Annotated in this window: 18 protein-coding genes; 8 read left to right on the top strand and 10 right to left on the bottom strand. The window is 54.9% G+C overall.

The annotated features are described in order from the left end of the window. Positions 1-55 precede the first annotated feature (55 nt). From ftrA to mgtS, 3 genes are all read left to right on the top strand, one after another. A complete protein-coding gene (ftrA, locus tag ABLV08_RS00860) occupies positions 56-1057 on the top strand; it encodes a transcriptional regulator FtrA (RefSeq protein ID WP_015705308.1) in 1002 nt (333 codons plus the stop codon). A gap of 64 nt (positions 1058-1121) precedes the next feature. Then, positions 1122-1337 carry a DUF4177 domain-containing protein gene (locus ABLV08_RS00855; RefSeq protein WP_015366741.1) on the top strand — a complete coding sequence of 72 codons (216 nt, stop codon included), beginning with the start codon at positions 1122-1124 and terminating at the stop codon, positions 1335-1337. 139 nt (positions 1338-1476) lie between these two features. After that, a complete protein-coding gene (gene mgtS, locus ABLV08_RS00850) occupies positions 1477-1572 on the top strand; it encodes a protein MgtS (RefSeq protein ID WP_004102377.1) in 96 nt (31 codons plus the stop codon). 75 nt (positions 1573-1647) lie between these two features. Here the strand turns inward: mgtS and ABLV08_RS00845 are convergent, their stop codons facing one another. After that, positions 1648-2538 (bottom strand): LysR substrate-binding domain-containing protein, encoded by an 891-nt coding sequence (locus tag ABLV08_RS00845; RefSeq protein WP_045360779.1) that lies wholly within the window; start codon positions 2536-2538, stop codon positions 1648-1650. Between the two features lie 177 nt (positions 2539-2715). Between ABLV08_RS00845 and ABLV08_RS00840 the strand changes: the two genes are divergently transcribed. Continuing rightward, positions 2716-3324: a glutathione S-transferase family protein gene (locus tag ABLV08_RS00840; RefSeq protein ID WP_047047214.1), complete on the top strand. Its 609-nt coding sequence runs from the start codon at positions 2716-2718 to the stop codon at positions 3322-3324. Positions 3325-3330: 6 nt separating this feature from the next. Here the strand turns inward: ABLV08_RS00840 and ABLV08_RS00835 are convergent, their stop codons facing one another. The 3 genes from ABLV08_RS00835 to ABLV08_RS00825 form a co-directional block, all read right to left on the bottom strand. Beyond that, positions 3331-4287, bottom strand: coding sequence for a sensor domain-containing diguanylate cyclase (locus ABLV08_RS00835; RefSeq protein ID WP_348855437.1), 957 nt, complete (start codon positions 4285-4287; stop codon positions 3331-3333). Between the two features lie 40 nt (positions 4288-4327). Then, positions 4328-4576 carry a hypothetical protein gene (locus tag ABLV08_RS00830; RefSeq protein ID WP_032714429.1) on the bottom strand — a complete coding sequence of 83 codons (249 nt, stop codon included), beginning with the start codon at positions 4574-4576 and terminating at the stop codon, positions 4328-4330. Between the two features lie 381 nt (positions 4577-4957). After that, positions 4958-6022 (bottom strand): LacI family DNA-binding transcriptional regulator, encoded by a 1065-nt coding sequence (locus ABLV08_RS00825; protein ID WP_015366745.1) that lies wholly within the window; start codon positions 6020-6022, stop codon positions 4958-4960. A gap of 208 nt (positions 6023-6230) precedes the next feature. On the opposite strand from ABLV08_RS00825, the gene ABLV08_RS00820 reads away from it, so the two are divergent. Together ABLV08_RS00820 and ABLV08_RS00815 are read left to right on the top strand one after the other, a co-directional pair. Next, positions 6231-9338 carry a beta-galactosidase gene (locus ABLV08_RS00820; RefSeq protein WP_348855436.1) on the top strand — a complete coding sequence of 1036 codons (3108 nt, stop codon included), beginning with the start codon at positions 6231-6233 and terminating at the stop codon, positions 9336-9338. A 41-nt stretch (positions 9339-9379) separates the two neighbouring features. After that, complete coding sequence (locus ABLV08_RS00815) at positions 9380-10645, top strand: MFS transporter (RefSeq protein ID WP_015705302.1); 1266 nt, start codon at positions 9380-9382, stop codon at positions 10643-10645. Between the two features lie 4 nt (positions 10646-10649). Here the strand turns inward: ABLV08_RS00815 and ABLV08_RS00810 are convergent, their stop codons facing one another. The 3 genes from ABLV08_RS00810 to dcp all read right to left on the bottom strand — a co-directional run bounded on the left by ABLV08_RS00810 (position 10650) and on the right by dcp (position 14445). Next, a complete protein-coding gene (locus ABLV08_RS00810) occupies positions 10650-11765 on the bottom strand; it encodes an AAA family ATPase (RefSeq protein WP_015366748.1) in 1116 nt (371 codons plus the stop codon). Between the two features lie 24 nt (positions 11766-11789). Continuing rightward, on the bottom strand, positions 11790-12050 hold the full coding sequence (locus ABLV08_RS00805) for a hypothetical protein (protein WP_015705301.1): 261 nt from the start codon (positions 12048-12050) through the stop codon (positions 11790-11792). Between the two features lie 355 nt (positions 12051-12405). Beyond that, entirely contained in the window at positions 12406-14445 is a 2040-nt protein-coding gene (gene dcp, locus ABLV08_RS00800) for a peptidyl-dipeptidase Dcp (protein ID WP_015705300.1), read from the bottom strand. Between the two features lie 172 nt (positions 14446-14617). On the opposite strand from dcp, the gene ydfG reads away from it, so the two are divergent. Next, a complete protein-coding gene (ydfG, locus tag ABLV08_RS00795; RefSeq protein ID WP_015366753.1) occupies positions 14618-15367 on the top strand; it encodes a bifunctional NADP-dependent 3-hydroxy acid dehydrogenase/3-hydroxypropionate dehydrogenase YdfG in 750 nt (249 codons plus the stop codon). A 93-nt stretch (positions 15368-15460) separates the two neighbouring features. Then, positions 15461-16147, top strand: a complete 687-nt coding sequence (locus ABLV08_RS00790; protein ID WP_015366754.1) for a GntR family transcriptional regulator — start codon at positions 15461-15463, stop codon at positions 16145-16147. A gap of 45 nt (positions 16148-16192) precedes the next feature. Here the strand turns inward: ABLV08_RS00790 and ABLV08_RS00785 are convergent, their stop codons facing one another. The 3 genes from ABLV08_RS00785 to ABLV08_RS00775 form a co-directional block, all read right to left on the bottom strand. Beyond that, positions 16193-16624: a universal stress protein gene (locus ABLV08_RS00785; protein ID WP_015366755.1), complete on the bottom strand. Its 432-nt coding sequence runs from the start codon at positions 16622-16624 to the stop codon at positions 16193-16195. A 249-nt stretch (positions 16625-16873) separates the two neighbouring features. Continuing rightward, positions 16874-18337, bottom strand: a complete 1464-nt coding sequence (locus ABLV08_RS00780) for a mannitol dehydrogenase family protein (RefSeq protein WP_015366756.1) — start codon at positions 18335-18337, stop codon at positions 16874-16876. A gap of 207 nt (positions 18338-18544) precedes the next feature. Next, entirely contained in the window at positions 18545-19927 is a 1383-nt protein-coding gene (locus ABLV08_RS00775; RefSeq protein WP_348855434.1) for an MFS transporter, read from the bottom strand. Positions 19928-19954 lie beyond the last annotated feature (27 nt).

Genomic DNA, 19954 nt, shown 5'->3' with positions numbered 1-19954 from the left:
TGTCTGTGGTAACACTACTTTAACCACCACCGTACCCGGACCACCGCCCCCATTGATGACAGAAAACGCTGAAATCCTGACAACCCGCAATGTGACACTGTCACCACCAAAAGTCGTCGTTCTGGCCTATGACGGCCTGTGTACCTTTGAATTCGGCGTGGCGGTGGAGATTTTTGGCCTCCCGCGCCCGGAAATGGGGGAAAGCTGGTATCGGTTCGCGGTCGCCGCCGTCGATGATGGCGAGCTTCGCGCCACCGGCGGTATCCGTATCGTCAGCGATGGCGGGCTGGCGCTGCTTGATGAAGCGGACACCATCGTGGTGCCCGGCTGGCGTGGTATAGAAAGCGATGTTCCTCAAGCGTTGTGCCAGGCGCTGGCGGCTGCGTACGCGCGCGGCTGCAGAATCGTTTCTATCTGTTCCGGGGTGTTTGTGCTCGCCGCCGCCGGATTGCTCAATGGGCGGCAGGCCACCACCCATTGGCGTTATACTGCCCGGCTGCAGCAGCGTTTTCCGTTGATTGAGGTGGTGGAAGACGTGCTGTACGTTGGCGATGCGCGGCTGATGACCTCCGCCGGCAGCGCCGCGGGCATCGATCTCTGTCTGCATCTGGTGCGCGAAGATTTCGGCCATGAAGCGGCGAATATCGTCGCACGGCGGCTGGTGGTGTCGCCGCACCGCGACGGTGGGCAGGCGCAGCAGGTGATTCGCCCGGTGGCTACAGCGCGTGAAAGCCAGCGCCTCGGCCAGCTGTTTGATTACCTGCATCAGCATCTCGCTGAGAGCCATACCCTCGCCTCGCTGGCGCAACGGATGGATATGAGCCCGCGCACTTTCTTGCGCCGTTTTCAACAGGCGACCGGCAAATCACCGGCCCGCTGGCTGCTCGATGAGCGGTTGCTTCGCGCCCGCCAGCAGCTCACCGACAGCCGCCTCAGCATCGACAGAATCGCCGAAATCTGCGGTTTCGCTAATGCCAGTACGCTACGTCATCACTTTCGCCAGCATTTCGCCGTGAGCCCGCTGCAATATCGAAAAAAGTTTTCCCCCCGTCAGTGATAATATTAAGATGGCCAGCGACAATTATTCGCGTCGTTGATTTACACCTGCAAGGATTAAGCTGATGAAAAAAGAGTGTCGCGTCGTTATCTATAAAGAGGGGCTGCTGGGCAGTATGTTTTTTGGCGAAGCGAAAGCCGATCCCGATAAAATGAGCCGGTTCCTCACTGAGTACACGCAGCAGGGCTGGGAAGTCAAAACCATGGCGGTCGAACGCCGCCGCAGCGCACTGTTCTGGTCGCGCGAAGCGTATTTATTTGTGCTTGAACGCGCCATCTGATGCGTTAATTTATTTCATATACCCTAACGCCATTCTGGTTAATCGTTTGTTTAGATTGACCAGGATATTATCTATTCAACAACCGTAAACCCTGTTCAATGAGGACAACATTAGCGCATAAATATGATGGAGGTAGACCATGCTGGGAAACATGCATGTTTTTATGGCCGTACTGGGAACAATCCTGTTCTTTGGTTTTCTGGCCGCGTATCTAAGCCACAAATGGGATGACTGATGAACGACGATAATCCCCACCCGTAAGCGCCCCCTGCTGCTGTTGCACCAGGGGGCGTTCTGTTTTTAAAGCCCGTTATTGCCGTTGTTGCTGCCAGATAGTGATTTCGTCAAAAAGCCAGCCGATAAACAGCGCTGCCTCCTCCTTTTCCTCCGCCAACGGAGAGACCGCCAACCAGTAGTGCCAGGGATAAGGCGCAGTAATTGCCGTTAACTGCACCAACTCTCCTCTATCCAGCGCCCCCTGAACCAGAGATCTACGCTCCAGAGCGATACCTTCGCCCAGCCGTACCGCATCAAGAACCAGATTTGAATCATTAACCCGTAGTCCGCCAGGCTCGATCTCTTTCTCCAGCCCAGCGTTCAGGCACCAGCTTTTCCATGATTCCATCGAAAAAATAATGTTGCTCGCAGCCACCTCCTCCGGCGTCGCTGGCAGCTTGCCGCCGTTATAATTTGGCGCGGCGACTACCATTAATTCATCCGCAAAGAGAAAATGACTTTTAACCCCTTCCCATTCACCACGCCCCATACGGATAGCAATATCAATCCCTTCCTGTTCCAGATCGCTCACCGACAAGCTGGCCTGAAGCCGCAATAAGATATGAGGATATTTCTCGCGGAATCTCATTAGCCGCGGCAATAGCCAGTGACAGCCAAATGAAGGTAGTGTTGACAACGTAAGTTCCAACGTCCGAGGTTTAATCTGTACCAGCTTTGTCGCCTCTGCGATGTGCTGCAGAGCCTCGCGAATTTGCAGCGCGTACAGCCGCCCTTCTTCATTGATTTGTACGCCACGCCCCTGGCGGATAAAGAGTTTTACCCCAACGAGCTCCTCGAGGATTTTGATTTGTTGGCTAATCGCCGAATGTGTCACATTCAGTTCCTTCGCCGCTAGCGTCACGCTGCCAAGACGCGCGACGGCCTCGAAACTGCGTAAACTTGCAATGGGTGGATAATTCGACATCTATTGTTCTCTGCACCTTGCCGGCTAATGTCAGAAATACTTACGCTCTGTATAAGAAAACCATGATATTCGTCGCTATCGGTTTACGCTAATCTGCGGTGGTCTGCTTATCGGCAGCGCCTGAACACATGATTTCCCGATAATAGAATGATGTTAATCTGGAATAAAAAAATGACGATGAAACTTATTGGTATGATGGATTCGCCTTACGTTAGGCGTGTTGCAATCTCGCTGGAACTATACGGCATACAATTTGTGAGCGTTCCTTTATCAGTATTCAGCACCTTTGATGCGTTTTCACAAATTAACCCGGTTGTTAAAGCGCCAACGGCGGTACTGGATAACGGTTTGTTATTAATGGACTCGACACTGATTCTACAATATTTCGAAATGCAGGCCGAACCCAGGCGTAAACTGTTAGCGAACAATCCGCATCGGTTAGCGGAGGATCTGCAACTGTTGGGGTTTATTCTCGCTGCCAGCGAAAAGGCGGTACAAAATATTTATGAACATCGTCTCCGTCCGGCGGAAAAACAGCATCAGCCATGGATTGAGCGTGTAACACAGCAACTGCTGGCAGCTTGTCATGAATGGGATGCAAGATTGGCCGGCCGCACTACCGCCCAACAGCTGGATCAGGTCATGATAACCAGTACTGTCGTCTGGTCATTTATTCAGGCCATGATCCCAACGACGATCCCGCCCCACGATTTTAAACATATACATGGTTTAGCCGAAGCATGTGAGGGTTTAGCCGCTTTTAAAAAATATCCTCTGGCGGAATAATCGCGTTTATAAGGTTTTCCTACGCTTGCGCGAATACATCACTTCATCGCTTTGTTTTAGCATATCCCCGAGCATCGGATAACGGCTGACATCGCTCTGTAGCTCGCCGTAAGAGTAATTAATGTTATAGGGTTTTCCTGACGTCTGGTTGTAATGATCGACACTCTCACGCAGCTTTTGCAAGAATGTGTCGGCACGCCCGTTGCGGGTAATGATGGCGGCGAACTCATCGCCGCCTAAACGGCCGACCACCTCGCCTGGCAGCAGATGTTGCGCCAGAAACGCCGCGAAGGTTTTTAGCACCTCGTCACCTTCCGCATGCCCCCACAGATCGTTAATGGGTTTGAATTTATCGAGATCAAAAAAAACCAGGCTAAACGGCGTTGCATTGCTGGTAAGGGTACGGAAACGTTTATCGCCGATGCGGTAAAAGCCGCGCCGGTTAGCGATGCCGGTCAGACTGTCGGTCATCGCCATGCCAATCACCTGGAACTCATCCTCGACGATATACGCCAGATCCTTGAGGACGGCGATCTCTTCATCGTTAAACTCGCGCGCCGTGGTATGAATCAGGCATAGCGTACCGGCCACGGCGCCATCGGGCAGATGGACAGGATAGCCCGCATAGAAGCGGATATAGGGTTCGCCCGTCACCAGCGGATTATCATAAAAACGATCGTCATTGACCGCATCGTTAACGATGAAGGCGCCGTCCTGCAAGATGGCGTGGGCGCAAAAAGAGATATCGCGCCGGGTCTGGCGAATCCCCAGCCCCTGACAGGCGAGCAGCCACTGCCGTTCCCGGTCGAGCAGGCTGATAAGTACCACCGGCACCTGAAAAATTTTTTTAGCCAGCCGGGTGAGACGTTCGAAACGCTCATCATCACGGGTATCGAGCAGGTCCGCCAGATACAGCGATTTCAGTCTTTCTTCTTCATTTTCCGGTACGCCAGGGAATTTCATAAAGCCTCATTGCACTAAAGCGAAAAATCAGGTGGCTGGATTAATGAGCAGCCGATGAAAAGCGCGTCAGCGCCCCATACCAGTCATAGCTGCCCTGGGTACCAATTTCGCGTTCCCCCTCTTCCAGCTTCAGCAGAAAACGTCGTTTGTTAAGCTGATCGAGGTTGTGGAAGTAAGTTGCCAGCCGTCGGGCTAAATCTTCATACATGGCAAAAGCCACCGCGGTCCCTTGCACCGCATCGGCATACTTCGCAAATTCGTTCTTAATCGCCTGAAAATCATCGTTCATTGAAAGCACCACTTCCTGTCACAATGTCATCAGTATGGTTAGCCCTGGCCGTTTTTTCCATCCCGATAGCTATCAGCATTTTATGCTGCCTTAAAAAATACAGCCCTGGGAATCTCCGAGACCCACACTATGAAAAACAACGTATTTACGCTGCCATCAGCGCAAATTATCAACAACCAGCAGAGGATAATAAAATCGACAAGCGACGAGACCGGGGGAATGGGCAAAAAAAAACCGCCGTGTGACTGGCGGTGAATAAATGCTTGCATGGATAGATCGTAGATTGTATTTAGCGTTTTCGTAGAAAAGCGTCGTGAGTTCCTACGTCTGACTCGCAGGCTAGCACGCCCTTGTTCAATAAATCTTAAACCGCAGACGTACTCATAGCTTCTCTACCAGCGCTTTGAGTTCAGCGATCAGCGGCGCGGTATTGTCCTGCGCCGCGAGCGGCCACGTCGACTGGCGTACCACCAGCCGCGCCGGCAGCAGTTCGCGCAGGCGACCGGTCGGCGCCGCCATCTGCTGCATCAGTAATTCCACCGCCCGGCGGCCTAACAGATCAAAATCCTGGGCGACGGTGGTAAGCGGCGGCTGAAAGTAAAGGCTATCGGCCGTATCGTCATAGCCGGTCACCGAAATCGCCTGGCTGCCGCGCCGATTAAGCTGCGCCAGCGCGCTTAACACCCCGAGCGCCATCTGATCGTTGGCGACCACGATCGCGCTTAATTTCGGGTTTTTATGCAGCAACTCAAAGGTTTTTTGCCAGCCGCTGGCGGCGCTCCAGTCGCCGAACACCGTAATCGATTGACTGACCCCCAGCCGGTGCAGCGTCTCGCGCCAGCTGCCAAGGCGCATCCGCGCCGATACCGAGCTTTCCGGCCCGGCCAACAGGCCAAACTCGCGATGCCCTAATTCCCAAAGATGGCGCACGCAGGCGCCGCAGCCATCACGATGATCAAAACGCACGCAGGAGACATCCGTCTCCGGCGAGACATCGAGAAACAGGCAGGCGATATCCGTATTTTCCGCCGCCAGCCGTTCGGCGACGCTGCTCTCCAGCGGCAGGCTGATAATGGCGCCTCGAATATGCTGGGCGCGAAATTCATCCAGCCGCGCCTGCAGTGCCGGGTAATCACTTTGCGCCGGCATGGCGATGGCGACCTCCAGCCCCTGCTCACCGGCATACCGTTTCACCGCCGCGGCAATTTGCGACGGCGCGTGCAAGGTCAACGACGCCGTGATAAGCCCTATCGACGCTGCCGCTTTGCCCGCCAATAGCTGTGCTGACCGGTTAGGTACATAGTGCAGCGTCTGCATCGCGCGCAGCACCTTTTCACGGGTGCGCTGCGCCACTATCTGTGGGTTATTCACCACCCGCGAAACCGTCTGCTGTGAAACGCCCGCCTCGCGGGCGACATCTTCTAAAGTGGCTGAACGGCGCTGCATCGCATACTCCTGTCAGTGAAAATGGCTTAATGTCTTACGCTAACATTTTATGTCTTCCTTACGACAGAAATCTGCTATTTGCGCCGTGATTCGTGATCGTGAATGGGTTTCATTTTCGCCAACGTTGCGGGCCTGCAAAAAATACCCGATAACCCGATGAGATTGTTTAGCGAATAACATTTATTACCATTATCCGTCAGGTATGCGTATGCAACGATATGATTCAGGCGCCGCTCGCGGCCCCGCTTTTCACGAAGTCCTGGCCCGCGAGGACTGGCAGAACCAGACTATCACCCACCTCAACCGCCTGCCCGCACATCCCACTTTTGCCAGCTGGCGCGATGCCGATGCGGCGCGCGACAACCGCCATTCTGACCGCCGTCGTCAACTGGACGGCGAATGGCAATTTTCCTATGCCCGCAGTCCGTTTCAGGTGGATACCAGCTGGCTGCAGCATGACCTGCCCGACAGTCGCCCGACGCCGGTGCCCTCAAACTGGCAAATGGAGGGTTATGACGCGCCGATATACAGCAACGTCCGCTATCCGATTGATACCGTGCCGCCGCGGGTGCCCGAAGACAATCCTACCGGCTGCTATTCGCTGCAGTTGACCGTCGATGAGGCGTGGCGGGCCGAAGGGCAAACGCAAATTATCTTTGACGGCGTCAACTCCGCCTTTCATCTGTGGTGCAACGGCGAATGGGTTGGCTACTCCCAGGATAGCCGCCTGCCCGCCGCCTTTGATTTAAGCCCGTATCTGCAGCAAGGCGCCAACCGCTTGTGCGTGATGGTGATGCGCTGGAGCGCGGGCAGTTGGCTTGAAGATCAGGATATGTGGCGCATGAGCGGTATCTTCCGTTCGGTCTGGTTGTTGCATAAACCGCAGGCCCGCTTCAGCGATGTGCAATTAACCCCGCAGCTCGATGCGCGCTATCGCGATGCGCAATTGCAGGTCAAACTTAGCGTCGAGGCCGCGTCTGAAGCGCTGGCGGCGCTGGAAGTGGAGGTTGCGCTGTGGGATGGCAAAACGCGCCTTGCCAGCCAGCGCCAGCCGCTGGGTACGCCGATTATCGATGAACGCGGCAGCTACGGCGAGCGGGCAATCATCAATCTCGACGTCGAACGCCCGCGACTGTGGAGCGCCGAGCAACCACATTGTTACCGCGCGGTGGTATCGCTATGGCGCGGCGAGACGTTGCTTGAAGCGGAAGGCTGGGATATTGGTTTTCGCCAGGTAGAAATCCGCGACGGGCTACTGTTGCTCAACGGCAAGCCGCTATTGATTCGCGGCGTCAACCGCCACGAACATCATCATCAGCGCGGCCAGGTGGTCAACGAAGAGGATATGGTGCAGGACATTCTGCTGATGAAGCAGAACAATTTCAATGCCGTGCGCTGTTCGCACTACCCCAACGCGCCGCGCTGGTACGAGCTATGCAACCGCTACGGCCTGTACGTGGTGGACGAAGCCAATATCGAAACTCACGGCATGGTGCCGATGAATCGGCTATCTGACGATCCGGCCTGGCTTGCCGCTTACAGCGCGCGCGTCACCCGTATGGTCCAGAGCAACCGCAACCATCCCTCGATCATTATCTGGTCGCTGGGTAATGAGTCCGGCTGCGGCGACAACCATCAGGCCATGTACCAATGGTTGAAGCACAACGATCCTTCGCGTCCGGTACAGTATGAAGGCGGCGGCGCCGATAGCAGCGCCACCGATATTATCTGCCCGATGTACGCCCGCGTCGAGCGCGACCAGCCCTTCCCGGCGGTGCCCAAATGGTCGATCAAAAAGTGGATCGGTATGCCTGGCGAACAACGCCCGCTGGTCCTCTGCGAATACGCCCACGCGATGGGCAATAGCCTGGGCAATTTCGCCGATTACTGGCAAGCCTTCCGTGACTATCCTCGCCTGCAGGGCGGTTTTATCTGGGATTGGGCCGACCAGGCAATCGAAAAAACATTCCCGGATGGTAGCGTCGGCTGGGCCTATGGCGGCGATTTCGGCGATAAGCCTAACGACCGGCAGTTCTGCATGAATGGCCTGGTATTCCCCGACCGGCGCGCTCATCCTTCGCTTATCGAGGCCAAACATGCGCAACAGTATTTCCAGTTCGCCTTGCTGGAACAAAATCCACTGTGCATTGCTATCACCAGCGAATACCTGTTCCGCGCCACCGACAACGAAACGCTGCGCTGGCGGGTAGAATGCGCCGGAGAAACGATAGCCAGCGGCGACTTAGCGCTGGTGCTGCCGCCGCAAGGGCGGGCGGAATTGATTCTTAGCGAAAGCCTGGCCCTGCCGCGCGGCGCCCGCGATGTCTGGCTGCTGCTCGAGGTGATCCAGCCGCAGGCGACGTCATGGTCTGAGCCCGGTCACCGCGTCGCCTGGCAGCAGCTAGCGCTTACCGCGCCGCTGGCGCTTGCTGAGACCTCCGCCGAAGGCCCGGCGCCGGTCCTGACCATCAAACCCGCGATCTACGAGGTTAGCGTCGGATCCCAGCGCTGGGTTATCGATCGCCAGAGCGGGCGTTTAAGCGAATGGTATTGCGCGGGAGAACAGCAGCTGCTGACCCCGCTGGAGGATCAGTTTGTCCGTGCGCCGCTGGACAATGATATCGGCGTCAGCGAAGTCGAACGTATCGATCCGAACGCCTGGGTCGAACGCTGGAAGAGCGCCGGTCTGTATTCGTTGACGACCCGCTGCGTGAAATGCGAGGCGCAACAGCTGGCACGGGAGGTGATCGTTGATAGCCACTGGCACTATCTGCGCGGCGAGGAGACGGTCATTGCCAGCCACTGGCGCATGACCTTCACCGCCGACGGCAAGCTCCAGCTCACTGTTGATGGCGAACGTGCCGCCACGTTACCGCCGCTGGCGCGCGTCGGGCTGCGCTTCCAGGTCGCCGAACAACACGCTGAGGTCAGTTGGTTGGGATTAGGGCCGCACGAAAACTATCCGGATCGCAAAAGTAGCGCCTGTTTTTCACGCTGGCGATTGCCGCTAAGCGAAATGAGCACGCCCTATATCTTCCCCAGCGAAAACGGTCTGCGCTGCGATTGCAAAGCGCTGGACTGGGGATACTGGCACGTCGCAGGCCAGTTCCACTTTTCGGTGCAGCCGTACAGCACGGAACAGCTGATGACGACCGATCACTGGCATCGCATGACGCCGGAAAAAGGCGTCTGGATCACGCTCGACGGCCAGCATATGGGCGTTGGCGGCGATGATTCCTGGACACCAAGCGTTCTGCCACAGTGGCTGCTGCTCGAAGCCCACTGGCACTATCGGGTTACGCTTCATTGTCAATAATAACGGGGGCCTCGGCCCCCACCGCACAGGTATAATAAGATATGAAACTCTCTGAACTCACGCCCCGCGAACGACACAATTTTATCTATTTCATGCTGTTCTTTTTCTTTTACTATTTCATTATGTCGGCTTACTTTCCCTTTTTCCCGGTATGGCTGGCGGAAGTAAACCATTTAACGAAAACCGAAACAGGGATTGTTTTCTCCTCCATTTCGCTATTCGCGATAATTTTCCAACCGGTGTTTGGCCTGATTTCGGATAAGCTCGGGCTGCGTAAACATCTGCTGTGGACCATTACCGTACTGCTTATTTTATTCGCCCCGTTCTTTATTTTTGTCTTCTCGCCGTTGCTGCAAATGAACATTATCGCCGGCGCGCTGGTGGGGGGAATTTATTTAGGCGTGGTATTTTCCAGCGGTTCCGGCGCGGTCGAGGCCTATATTGAACGCGTCAGCCGCGCCAACCGTTTTGAATACGGCAAAGTGCGCGTCTCGGGCTGCGTCGGCTGGGCCCTGTGCGCGTCAATTACCGGCATCTTGTTCGGTATTGATCCTAATATAACCTTCTGGATAGCCTCCGGTTTTGCGCTGGTGCTTGGCGTGTTGTTATGGCTATCGCGCCCGGAAGCCAGCAGCAGCGCGCAGGTTATTGACGCCATCGGCGCCAACCGCCAGGCCTTTTCTCTGCGTACGGCGGCCGAACTGCTGCGAATGCCGCGTTTCTGGGGATTTATTATTTATGTTGTGGGCGTCGCCAGCGTATATGACGTTTTTGACCAGCAGTTCGCAAACTTTTTTAAAGGCTTTTTCGCCACGCCGCAGCGCGGGACCGAAGTTTTTGGCTTTGTCACCACCGGCGGTGAATTACTCAACGCGATGATTATGTTCTGCGCCCCGGCAATTATTAACCGCATCGGCGCGAAAAACGCCCTGCTGATCGCCGGTATAATTATGTCGATGCGCATTCTCGGATCTTCATTTGCGACTTCGGCGGTGGAAGTGGTCATTTTAAAAATGCTGCACATGTTTGAATTACCGTTCCTGCTGGTCGGGACCTTCAAATATATTTCTTCCGCATTTAACCCTAAGCTTTCCGCCACCCTATTTTTAATCGGCTTTAACCTGTCGAAACAGCTTTCCGGCGTAGTGCTTTCGGCCTGGGTCGGGCGGATGTACGACACCGTGGGTTTTCACCAGGCCTACCTGATCCTCGGCTCAATCACCCTGAGCTTTACCCTGGTATCGCTATTTACCTTAAAAGGCGGTAAGACGCTGCTACCCACGGCAGAGTATAACAACGCGGCCTGAGAGATTAACGTTCCGTCAGGGATGACGGCAACGCCGCTTTAATTTGCGTTTGCCCACCGTTATTTTCCAATTCGTAGATGCGGCTCTGCGCACGCGCCGAGATCAATTGCGCCAGTTCCGCCGAGTGGCTGGTGAGCCAGATCTGGCTATAGCGTGATGCTTCGACAATCAGTCGCGCCAGCGCCGGGAACATCTGACGATGCAGGCTGTTTTCCGGCTCATTAATGGCGAGAAAGGCCGGTGGTCGTGGGCTGAGTAAGGCAACCGCCAGGCATAAAAAACGCAGGGTACCGTCAGACATCTCCGCCGCCAGCAGAGGCCGATAAATCCCCTCCCGGCGCATCTTCATCACGAACCGCGAGTTGTCGTTCTCACAGAAAAAGGTACAGTCGGGGAACGCTTCGCCGAGGATTTCATGCAGCAACTCCTCAGCGCCAATTTCGACGATAGTCTGAAATGCCGCCGCCAGATTGCCGCCATCGCTATCGAGCACCGGCGAACGGTAGCCGACCGTCGGCTGGCGCAGCGGTGAAAGCCTGCCGATGGCAAACTCATGGTAAAAACGCCAACGGCGCATGGTCTCCCGCACGCGCGATACTTCCGGAAAACGATGCGGCTCGCCAAGCTGGCCGAAGATGGACTCGTTTTCGTAAATGGTATCGGTGAAGGTACTTTTTTCACCATTGACATCGACCAGGAACGCCGCCTGGTTTTTCCGCTGCAGTACACGCGATGATGGCCGGCGGTTAAAGCCCGACAGCCAGATATTCTCTTCTTTAACGATCGGATCGAGCATGAATTGCGTCGGATACGGCAGTTTTTCCGGAAACCCGACCTGCAGTTCATATTCAAATTCATCGGTCAGGCAGGCGATTTGCAGACGCCGTGGGTGGCGGTCGGTCGGCGCCTGCTTGCCTGACCACATGATGTTCTCCAGCCCGCCCTCCTCGCTGACATAGCTGGAGAACTGGCCGTTAGCCGAGGCGGTTAACAGATGGATTGCTTTGTAGATATTCGATTTTCCGCAACCGTTAGGGCCAAACACAATATTCAGCGGCCCCAGTTCCAGTTCAATCGCTCTGACTGAACGGAAATTATTGATACGAATACGGTTAATCATGCCATTCCTCAGGCGTGCCGACGCTCAACTGAGCGATTTTTTCATCCCGCGCGTCAGCGCGACTCTGGCGAGCTTATCGGCATCCAGGTGTGTATCACTAAACACGCCGAAAAACAGGCGTTCATTATCAATAACCTGCGACACCACCCGGTAGTTCAGCGGAAGCCCGGATGGCGCGCCGTACTGCGCAGGCGTGACGGAAACTTCCGTCGCGGTGTCGGCGACGCTGACCAGCAGACCATCTGCTTTGCCGCCCACCAGCATGACCTTAATTAACGGGTGCACTGTGTTCCTCCCGAGTGGGGTCAAAAATGTCATTGAACAAGTCCCTGGCCACGCCCAAGCGCCGCAGGAAAAAACATCATCGTAAGTACTTTTTTATAGTTCATAGCGGCCAGGAATATAAAAAAAAACAAATTGCACTTTGTAAGTACGCATTATTAGTAGTAAAGGCCGACAAATGATGAAGGAAAAAAGTGGAATTGTGAATCTTAACAACTCTTATTTGTTGCTCCGGGCGTTGAGAATGGTCGCAAAATGTACATTGGTGACAGTAGCATGCCGTGCGTTTTGGTTGCCCGAACAAGGCGCAATGCGCCGCCGCCGGGAAAAACCCTGCCGGCGGCGGGTAGCACAGTATCTACAAACCGCGATTTTTCAACATCGGCTCGATCAGCGGATCGTGCCCGCGCCAGTCGCGATACAGCGCTTCGAGATCGCAGCTGTTACCGCGCGATAAGATCGCCTCGCGGAAACGTTGACCGTTTTCCCGGGTTAATCCCCCCTGCTCGACAAACCACTGATAACCGTCGTCGGCAAGCATTTGCGTCCACAGATAGGCATAATAGCCCGCCGCATAACCGCCGCCGAAAATATGTGAGAAATAGCTGCTGCGATAGCGCGGCGGAACCGCCGCCAGATCCATCTGCTCCTCGCGCAGAGACTGCTGTTCGAAAGCATCGACATCCTGCGGCAGCCCCTGCGGGGTGACGCTGTGCCAGTGCATGTCCAGCAGCGCCGCCGCCAGCAGTTCGCTCATGTCATAACCCTTATTGAACGTTGAGGCGCGGAACATGCTGTCTCGCAGATCGTCCGGCATGGCTTCGCCGGTCTGGTAGTGCTTCGCATAATGGGCGAAGACCTGCGGCTCGCGGGCCCAATGTTCGTAAATCTGCGACGGAAATTCGACGAAATCGCGCGGCGTATTGGTGCCTGAAAGGCTCGCATAACGCTGGTTAGCGAACAGGCCGTGCAGCGCATGGCCAAACTCGTGGAACAGCGTGATGACGTCATCCCAGGATAGCAGCGCGCAGCCGCCGGCTTTTGGTTTCTGGTAGTTGCAAACGTTGTAAATCACCGGACGCTGGCCACGCAGCGTCGATTGCTCGACAAATACGTCCATCCAGGCGCCGCCGCTTTTGCTATCACGCGAGAAATAATCGCCGTAAAACAGCGCCATGCCTTCGCCGTTGGCATCAAAGATTTCCCAGACCCGCACATCGGGATGGTAAAGCGGAATATCAAAACGTTCGACAAAACGGATGCCAAACAGTTGGGAGGCGGTCCAGAAAACGCCATCTTCCAGCACCCGGTCCAGAGCGAAATAGGGTTTTAGCTGCGCTTCATCGATGGCGAATTTAGCGCGCCGCACCTGCTCGCCGTAATATAACCAGTCCCAGGCCGCGGCCTGAAAATCACCGCCCTCTTCATCAATAACCTGCTGGATGTCGGCAAGCTCCTGTTCGGCGCGTCGGCGGGCCGCAGGCGCGATGCGGCGCATAAAGGCAAGCGCCTCAGACGGCGTTTTCGCCATTTGATCGGCCATCGACCAGCTCGCGTAATCGGCGACGCCCAGCAATTCGGCCTTACGCGCGCGGATTTCCGCCAGCCGCAAAACCAGTTCACGGGTGTCGTTGGCATCGCCCTTCTGGTTACGCGTCCAGCCCGCGGCGAACAAATTGTGCCGGGTCTGGCGATCGGCAAGTGCCTGCAGCGCCGGTTGCTGGGTGGTATTGGTCAGCGCCAGCAGCCAACGGTCGTGCAGGCCTTTGTCGCGCGCGGCATCGGCGGCGGCGGCAATCTCATCCGCGGCCAGTCCGTCAAGCTGGTGTAGATAATCAACAACCAGACCGCCGGACTTCACTGCCGCCAGCAGACGCTGCTGGAACTGACTTTGCAGCAACGCCTCCTCGGTATTCAATGCTTTTAGCGCGGTTTTCTGCTCTTGCGCCAACGCGGCTCCCGCCAGCTGAAAACGCTGCCAGCTCACTTCGAGCAGACGACGCGACTCCGGATCCAGACTCAGGGCATCGCGCTGCTGCCAAACCTGTTTGACTCGCTGGTACAGCGCATCGTTGAGCCAGATATCGTTGCCAAGCTCGGCGAGCTCGGCGGAAAACTGTTCGTCCAGTTGCTGTATCAGCGGATTGGTATTCGCCCCGGCCATCGCGAAAAAGACCCGGGTCACCCGCCCCAGCAACTGACCGCTCTGCTCCAGCGCGACCAGGGTATTGTCAAAATCCGCCGGCGCCGGGTTATTGATTATCGCCGCGATCTCCTCGCGCTGGCGCCGTACGCCCTCATCAAAAGCCGGGCGATAATGACTATCTTCAATCAAATCAAAATGCGGCGCCTGGTACGGCAGTAGGCTGACGTGTAAAAAGGGATTATTGTCCGTCATCATTCTCTCCTGAACGCGGGTATCCACTAAGATTAGGCAACTCGTTGATTGGTCGCAATGATTTATCCTGCCAGCGCGTTATACCAACAGATGACGATACGATTTTCCTTTACCGCGCGGCGTTATCGCATGCTATGTTATGACAACACAAAAAGCGTTGAGGAACAGTAAGATGATTATTCTGGTGACTGGTGCAACTGCTGGATTTGGCGAATGTATTACTCGTCGTTTTATCGCTAACGGCCACAAAGTAATCGCCACCGGGCGTCGTGAAGAACGCCTGAAGGCGCTCAAAGAGGAGCTTGGCGATAACCTGTATACCGCGCAACTCGATGTGCGTAATCGCGCCGCCATCGAAGAGATGATCGCCGGGTTGCCTGCACAGTGGCAGGCTATCGACGTCCTGGTGAACAACGCCGGCCTGGCGTTAGGTCTGGAACCCGCCCATCGCGCCAGCGTTGAAGATTGGGAAGACATGATCGATACCAACAATAAAGGCCTGGTTTACATGACCCGCGCGGTGCTGCCGGGGATGGTTGAGCGTAATCGCGGCCATATTATTAATATCGGTTCGACCGCCGGCAGTTGGCCCTACGCGGGCGGTAACGTCTACGGCGCGACCAAAGCGTTCGTGCGCCAGTTCAGCCTGAATCTGCGCACCGATTTGCACGGCACTGCGATTCGCGTCACCGATGTCGAGCCGGGCCTGGTTGGCGGCACCGAGTTCTCCAACGTACGTTTTAAAGGCGACGATGCGAAAGCCGGTAAAACCTATGAGAACACCCAGGCGCTGACGCCGGAAGATGTCACCGAAGCGGTGTGGTGGGTCGCGAATCTGCCGAAACACGTCAACATAAACACGCTGGAAATGATGCCGGTCAGCCAGAGCTTTGCCGGTCTCAGCGTCCATCGTCAGGGCTAACGTCCTCTGCGGCCTGGCCTGCGGGCCAGGTCTGGGCGGAACGGTAAAAAACGAGTAAAATAATGCTCATAACCCATTAAAAAGTAATCATCAATGGCCGCAGAAACGCAACTGAATCCGACCCAGCCCGTCAATCAGCAAATCTATCGCATCCTTCGCCGGGATATTGTCCATTGCCTGATCCCGCCGGGAACGCCGCTGTCGGAGAAAGAGGTGTCGGTGCGATTTGATGTCTCTCGCCAGCCGGTACGCGAAGCCTTTATCAAATTGGCGGAAAACGGGCTGATTCAGATCCGCCCACAGCGCGGCAGTTATGTGAATAAAATCTCGATGACCCAGGTACGCAACGGCTGTTTCGTGCGTCAGGCCATTGAGTGCGCGGTAGTACGCCGCGCAGGTTCGATGATCAACGATGAACAGCTCTATCAGCTGGAGCAAAACCTCAACCAGCAGCGGGTGGCGGTAGAGCGTCAGCAGCTCAATGATTTTTTCCAGCTTGATGACGAATTTCACCAGAAATTGTCTCTTATCGCCGACTGCCAGCTGGCGTGGGACACCATTGAAAATATTAAAGCGACCATCGACCGGGTTCGTTATATGAGTCTCGATCACGTGACCCCGCCGGATATGCTGCTGCGTCAGCATCTCGATATTTTTCATGCGCTGGAAAAACGCGATCTTGATGCCGTCGAACAGGCGATGAATATCCACCTGCATGAGATTAGCGAGTCGGTATTGTTAATTCGTCAGGAAAATAGCGAGTGGTTCAGCGAAGAATAATGGGATAAGCGGCAGCCAACGTTGCGTCAGCTGCCGTAAAATAGATTACCGCACCACTAACACCGGAACGTTGGCATAGCGTAAAACGGATTCAGCGTTTGAACCAAGAAGGTGGGTTGAAATACCCGGTTTACGTGAGCCAATAACGATAACGTCAAACTTTTCTTTTTCGCTCAGCGCTAATATTTCATCACGCACATTACCAAAAACAATGTGGGTATGGATCCGCGAAGCCGGGGTAGAAAACAACCGCGAGAGATCGCGCATTTTCTTTTCCGACTCCTCTTTCATATAGGCTTCAAATTTACGAATATCCGCCGTAAAGCCGCGCAGCAAAGAACTGGTGCTGTTAGGCAGCACGTTCAGCAACGTGATTTCACCCTCTTCGGCAGATGCTAAAAAATCGGCGTGACGAACGGCCTTATCGCTTAAATCCATTTCAAAAACATCGACCGGCAACAGTATTTTTTTGTACATAGCCTGAGCTCCTTAGTCCTGAAGAAACCGTTGGGATGATTTTATTCTGCCATATTTAAACGTATGGGAATACGATCAATCACCCAAATAAATACTTCAGAGATAAAAATAAATTTCAGAAATGTATAATTAATTATAGATTTTTAGAGTGATGTACAGGCGGGAAATATCAAAAGGTATTCGTATTGCTAATACAAAAATAGCCCGGCACGCTATACGTTGCCGGGCTACTAATGGAATGATGGTTTTTTACTGGGCTTTAGCCCATTCGGCAACGGTCGCCTTCGCGCCGTGAATCTGTAAAGAGAGATACGCCGCCGTCACCGCATCGACAAAACGCGCTTCCTGCGGCAGGCTATCGCCGAAAATGGCCTTAATACCCAGCAGCGCCTGCACGCGTTCGCTACCCTCTTTACTGCCCTGCACCGCCTGTTGAATTACCGGCAGCAGCGGATCGCTGATTTCAATCGCCTGCCCCTGATCATCGACGCCGCTCACGTAGCGCATCCAGCCGGCAATACCCAGCGCCAGCAGGCTGAAATCACTGTGATGCGCCAGGTGCCAGCGCACGGAATCAAGCATACGCTGCGGGAGCTTCTGGCTACCGTCCATCGCAATCTGCCAGGTGCGATGCTTAAGCGCCGGATTGCTATAACGCTCAATAAGCAAACCAGCATAACGCGCCAGATCGACGCCCTGTACTTTTAGCGTCGGCGCTTGCTCTTGCAACATTAACGCCTGCGCGGCGCGGCGGTAGTTATCATCCTGCATGCAATCATTGATATGCTGATAACCGGCGAGATAACCCAGATAAGCAAGGAACGAGTGGCTGCCGTTGAGCATACGCAGCTTCATCTCTTCAAACGGCACCACGTCAGTGACCAGCTCCGCACCGGCTTTCTCCCACTGCGGACGACCAGCCACGAAGTTATCTTCGATAACCCACTGGCGGAACGGTTCACAGGCCACGCCAGCCGGATCGCGCACCCCGGTGAGTTGTTCAATTTTATCCAGCGTATCTGCGGTCACGGCCGGAACGATGCGGTCGACCATTGTGGAAGGGAACGTCACGTTCTGCTCAATCCACTGCGCCAGTTCGTCATCAACGGCGCGGGCATACGCACAAACTACGTTGCGCATTACGTGGCCGTTTTCCGGCATATTATCGCAGGACATCACGCTGAAAGCCGGCAGACCGGCGGCGCGACGGCGCGCCAGCGCTTCTACCACCACGCCCGGCGCCGATTTCGGCTGGTGTGGAGTTTGCAGATCGGCGGCAATCAGCGGGTTATCGAGCTGCAGCTGGCCGGTGGCCGGAGAGTGGCAGTAGCCTTTTTCGGTGATGGTCAGCGAGACAATCGCCACCTGCGGTTCGCACATTTTCGCCAACACGCTTTCCAGGCCATCGACCTGCGCATGCATCGCCTGCTTCACCACGCCGACGACGCGCGCGGTCCAGGCATCGGCGGACATTTCAGCCACCGTATAGAGCAAGTCCTGCTGTTGCAAATCGGCAATCTGCTGCTCACCGCCAATGAGGTTCACTTCGGTATAGCCCCAGTCGCTGCCGTGTTCGGCGGCAAGGATATCGGCATACACCGCCTGATGGGCGCGGTGGAAAGCCCCAAAACCGAGATGAACGATGCGAGAAACCAGCTTGCTGCGATCGTAAGAAGGAAGCGTTGCCCTGGCGTTTAAAAGCGTGTTTTCCATGGTGTCTCTCAATTTTATGATGACTGATAAATCATTCTCAAACAGAATGTTTTGGTGAGGTAAACCATCGCACGCAATTGGTATGACATCTTTGATTTCCATCAACTACCATACAAGAAGATCCGGCGCTGTCGCGTTTCGTGATCCTGCGCGCAATGGTGGGAATGAGCCGGGAAAAAACCCGGCTGGATAGCGTTAACGATGAGATTAGGATTTCGCGTATTGGCCGTTCGCGCTCAGCGCCTGGCGCGTACCGGCGTCCGCCGCATCGTGGTCCAGACTCAGGTCACGGTCGCACACTTCCGGCATCAGCAAGGACGAGATGAGACCGATAGCTGAATAGCAGATCAGCATCGCGACAATCGGCCACCACGAACCGGTTACGTTACAGAAGATACCGGCCAGCACCGGCCCGAATCCCACCGCCACCAGACCGCCAGCCTCTTTTGAGATAGCCATTCTGGTGAAGCGATTACGCGATCCGAACATTTCCGCCATAGTAATATTTTCCAGCGCGAACAAGCCCAGCACCGCCACGTTATGAATGACAATCAGCGATAGCATAATTGTGCTGGCGCTATAGCTTTTATCGACAATAATGTCCAGCATCGGCCAGGCCAGAATAATGGCCGAAATATTAACGATAATATAAGGTAAACGGCGCCCAACTTTATCTGACAACCAACCTAACAGCGGAATAGTAATAAAACCAATCACTGAGCTAATCATTAAGGCATCGGTCGGAATAGCCTTATCAAATAATAGAGTCTGTACCAGATATCCCGCGAGAAATGTTTGCAACAAACCGGAATTACCAGCCTGACCAAAACGTAAACCGGTCGCCAGCCAGAATGATTTACTTTTTAACATTGCGCCGAACGTGTTTTGCGCGGCGGCGGCTTTAGCCTGAATTTCATCGGCTTCGTTGACCTGTTCAAATACCGGGCTTTCTTTCAGATTCAAACGCAGCCAGATGGCAAAGATCATTACCACGACGCTCGCGAGGAACGGAATACGCCAGCCCCAGGCGATGAGTTGTTCGCGATCGAGCAGGAAGAACATTATCGCCCAGATGGCCGTGGCGCTCAGCGTCCCGCAGTTGGTGCCCATCGCTACCAGAGAAGAGATGATGCCGCGTTTGCCTTTTGGCGCATACTCCGCCAGCATGGTTCCGGCGCCGGAAATTTCAGCGCCCGCCCCCAGTCCCTGGATAATACGCAGGGTCACCAGTAACACCGGTGCAAAAATGCCAATCTGCGCGTAGGTAGGTAAAACGCCGATCAACGTGGTACAAATTCCCATCATGGTGATGGTAATAAACAGAACCTTTTTACGCCCGATGCGGTCCCCCATTTTACCGAATATGAAAGCGCCAACTATCCGCGCAATATATCCTGCGCCATAGGTTCCCATCGCTAATATCAGCGCCATAGCCGCCGACTGCTCCGGGAAAAATATCTCATGAAAGACCAGCGCGGCGCCTAAAGAATAAAGCTGAAAATCCATAAACTCCAGTGCCGTGCCAAGCCAACCGGATACCGCGGCGCGAATTAGATCCGAGGTGCTTCTCTCTTTTTTAGCTGTCGTCATAATAATAATCTCTAAAGTAGGATACAG

The sequence above is a fragment of the Klebsiella sp. CN_Kp088 genome (assembly GCF_040064335.1).
Taxonomy (GTDB): Bacteria; Pseudomonadota; Gammaproteobacteria; order Enterobacterales; family Enterobacteriaceae; genus Klebsiella; species Klebsiella aerogenes.
Note: the sequence above shows the minus strand (reverse complement) of the source record. Positions and strands in the feature narration are given on the sequence as shown.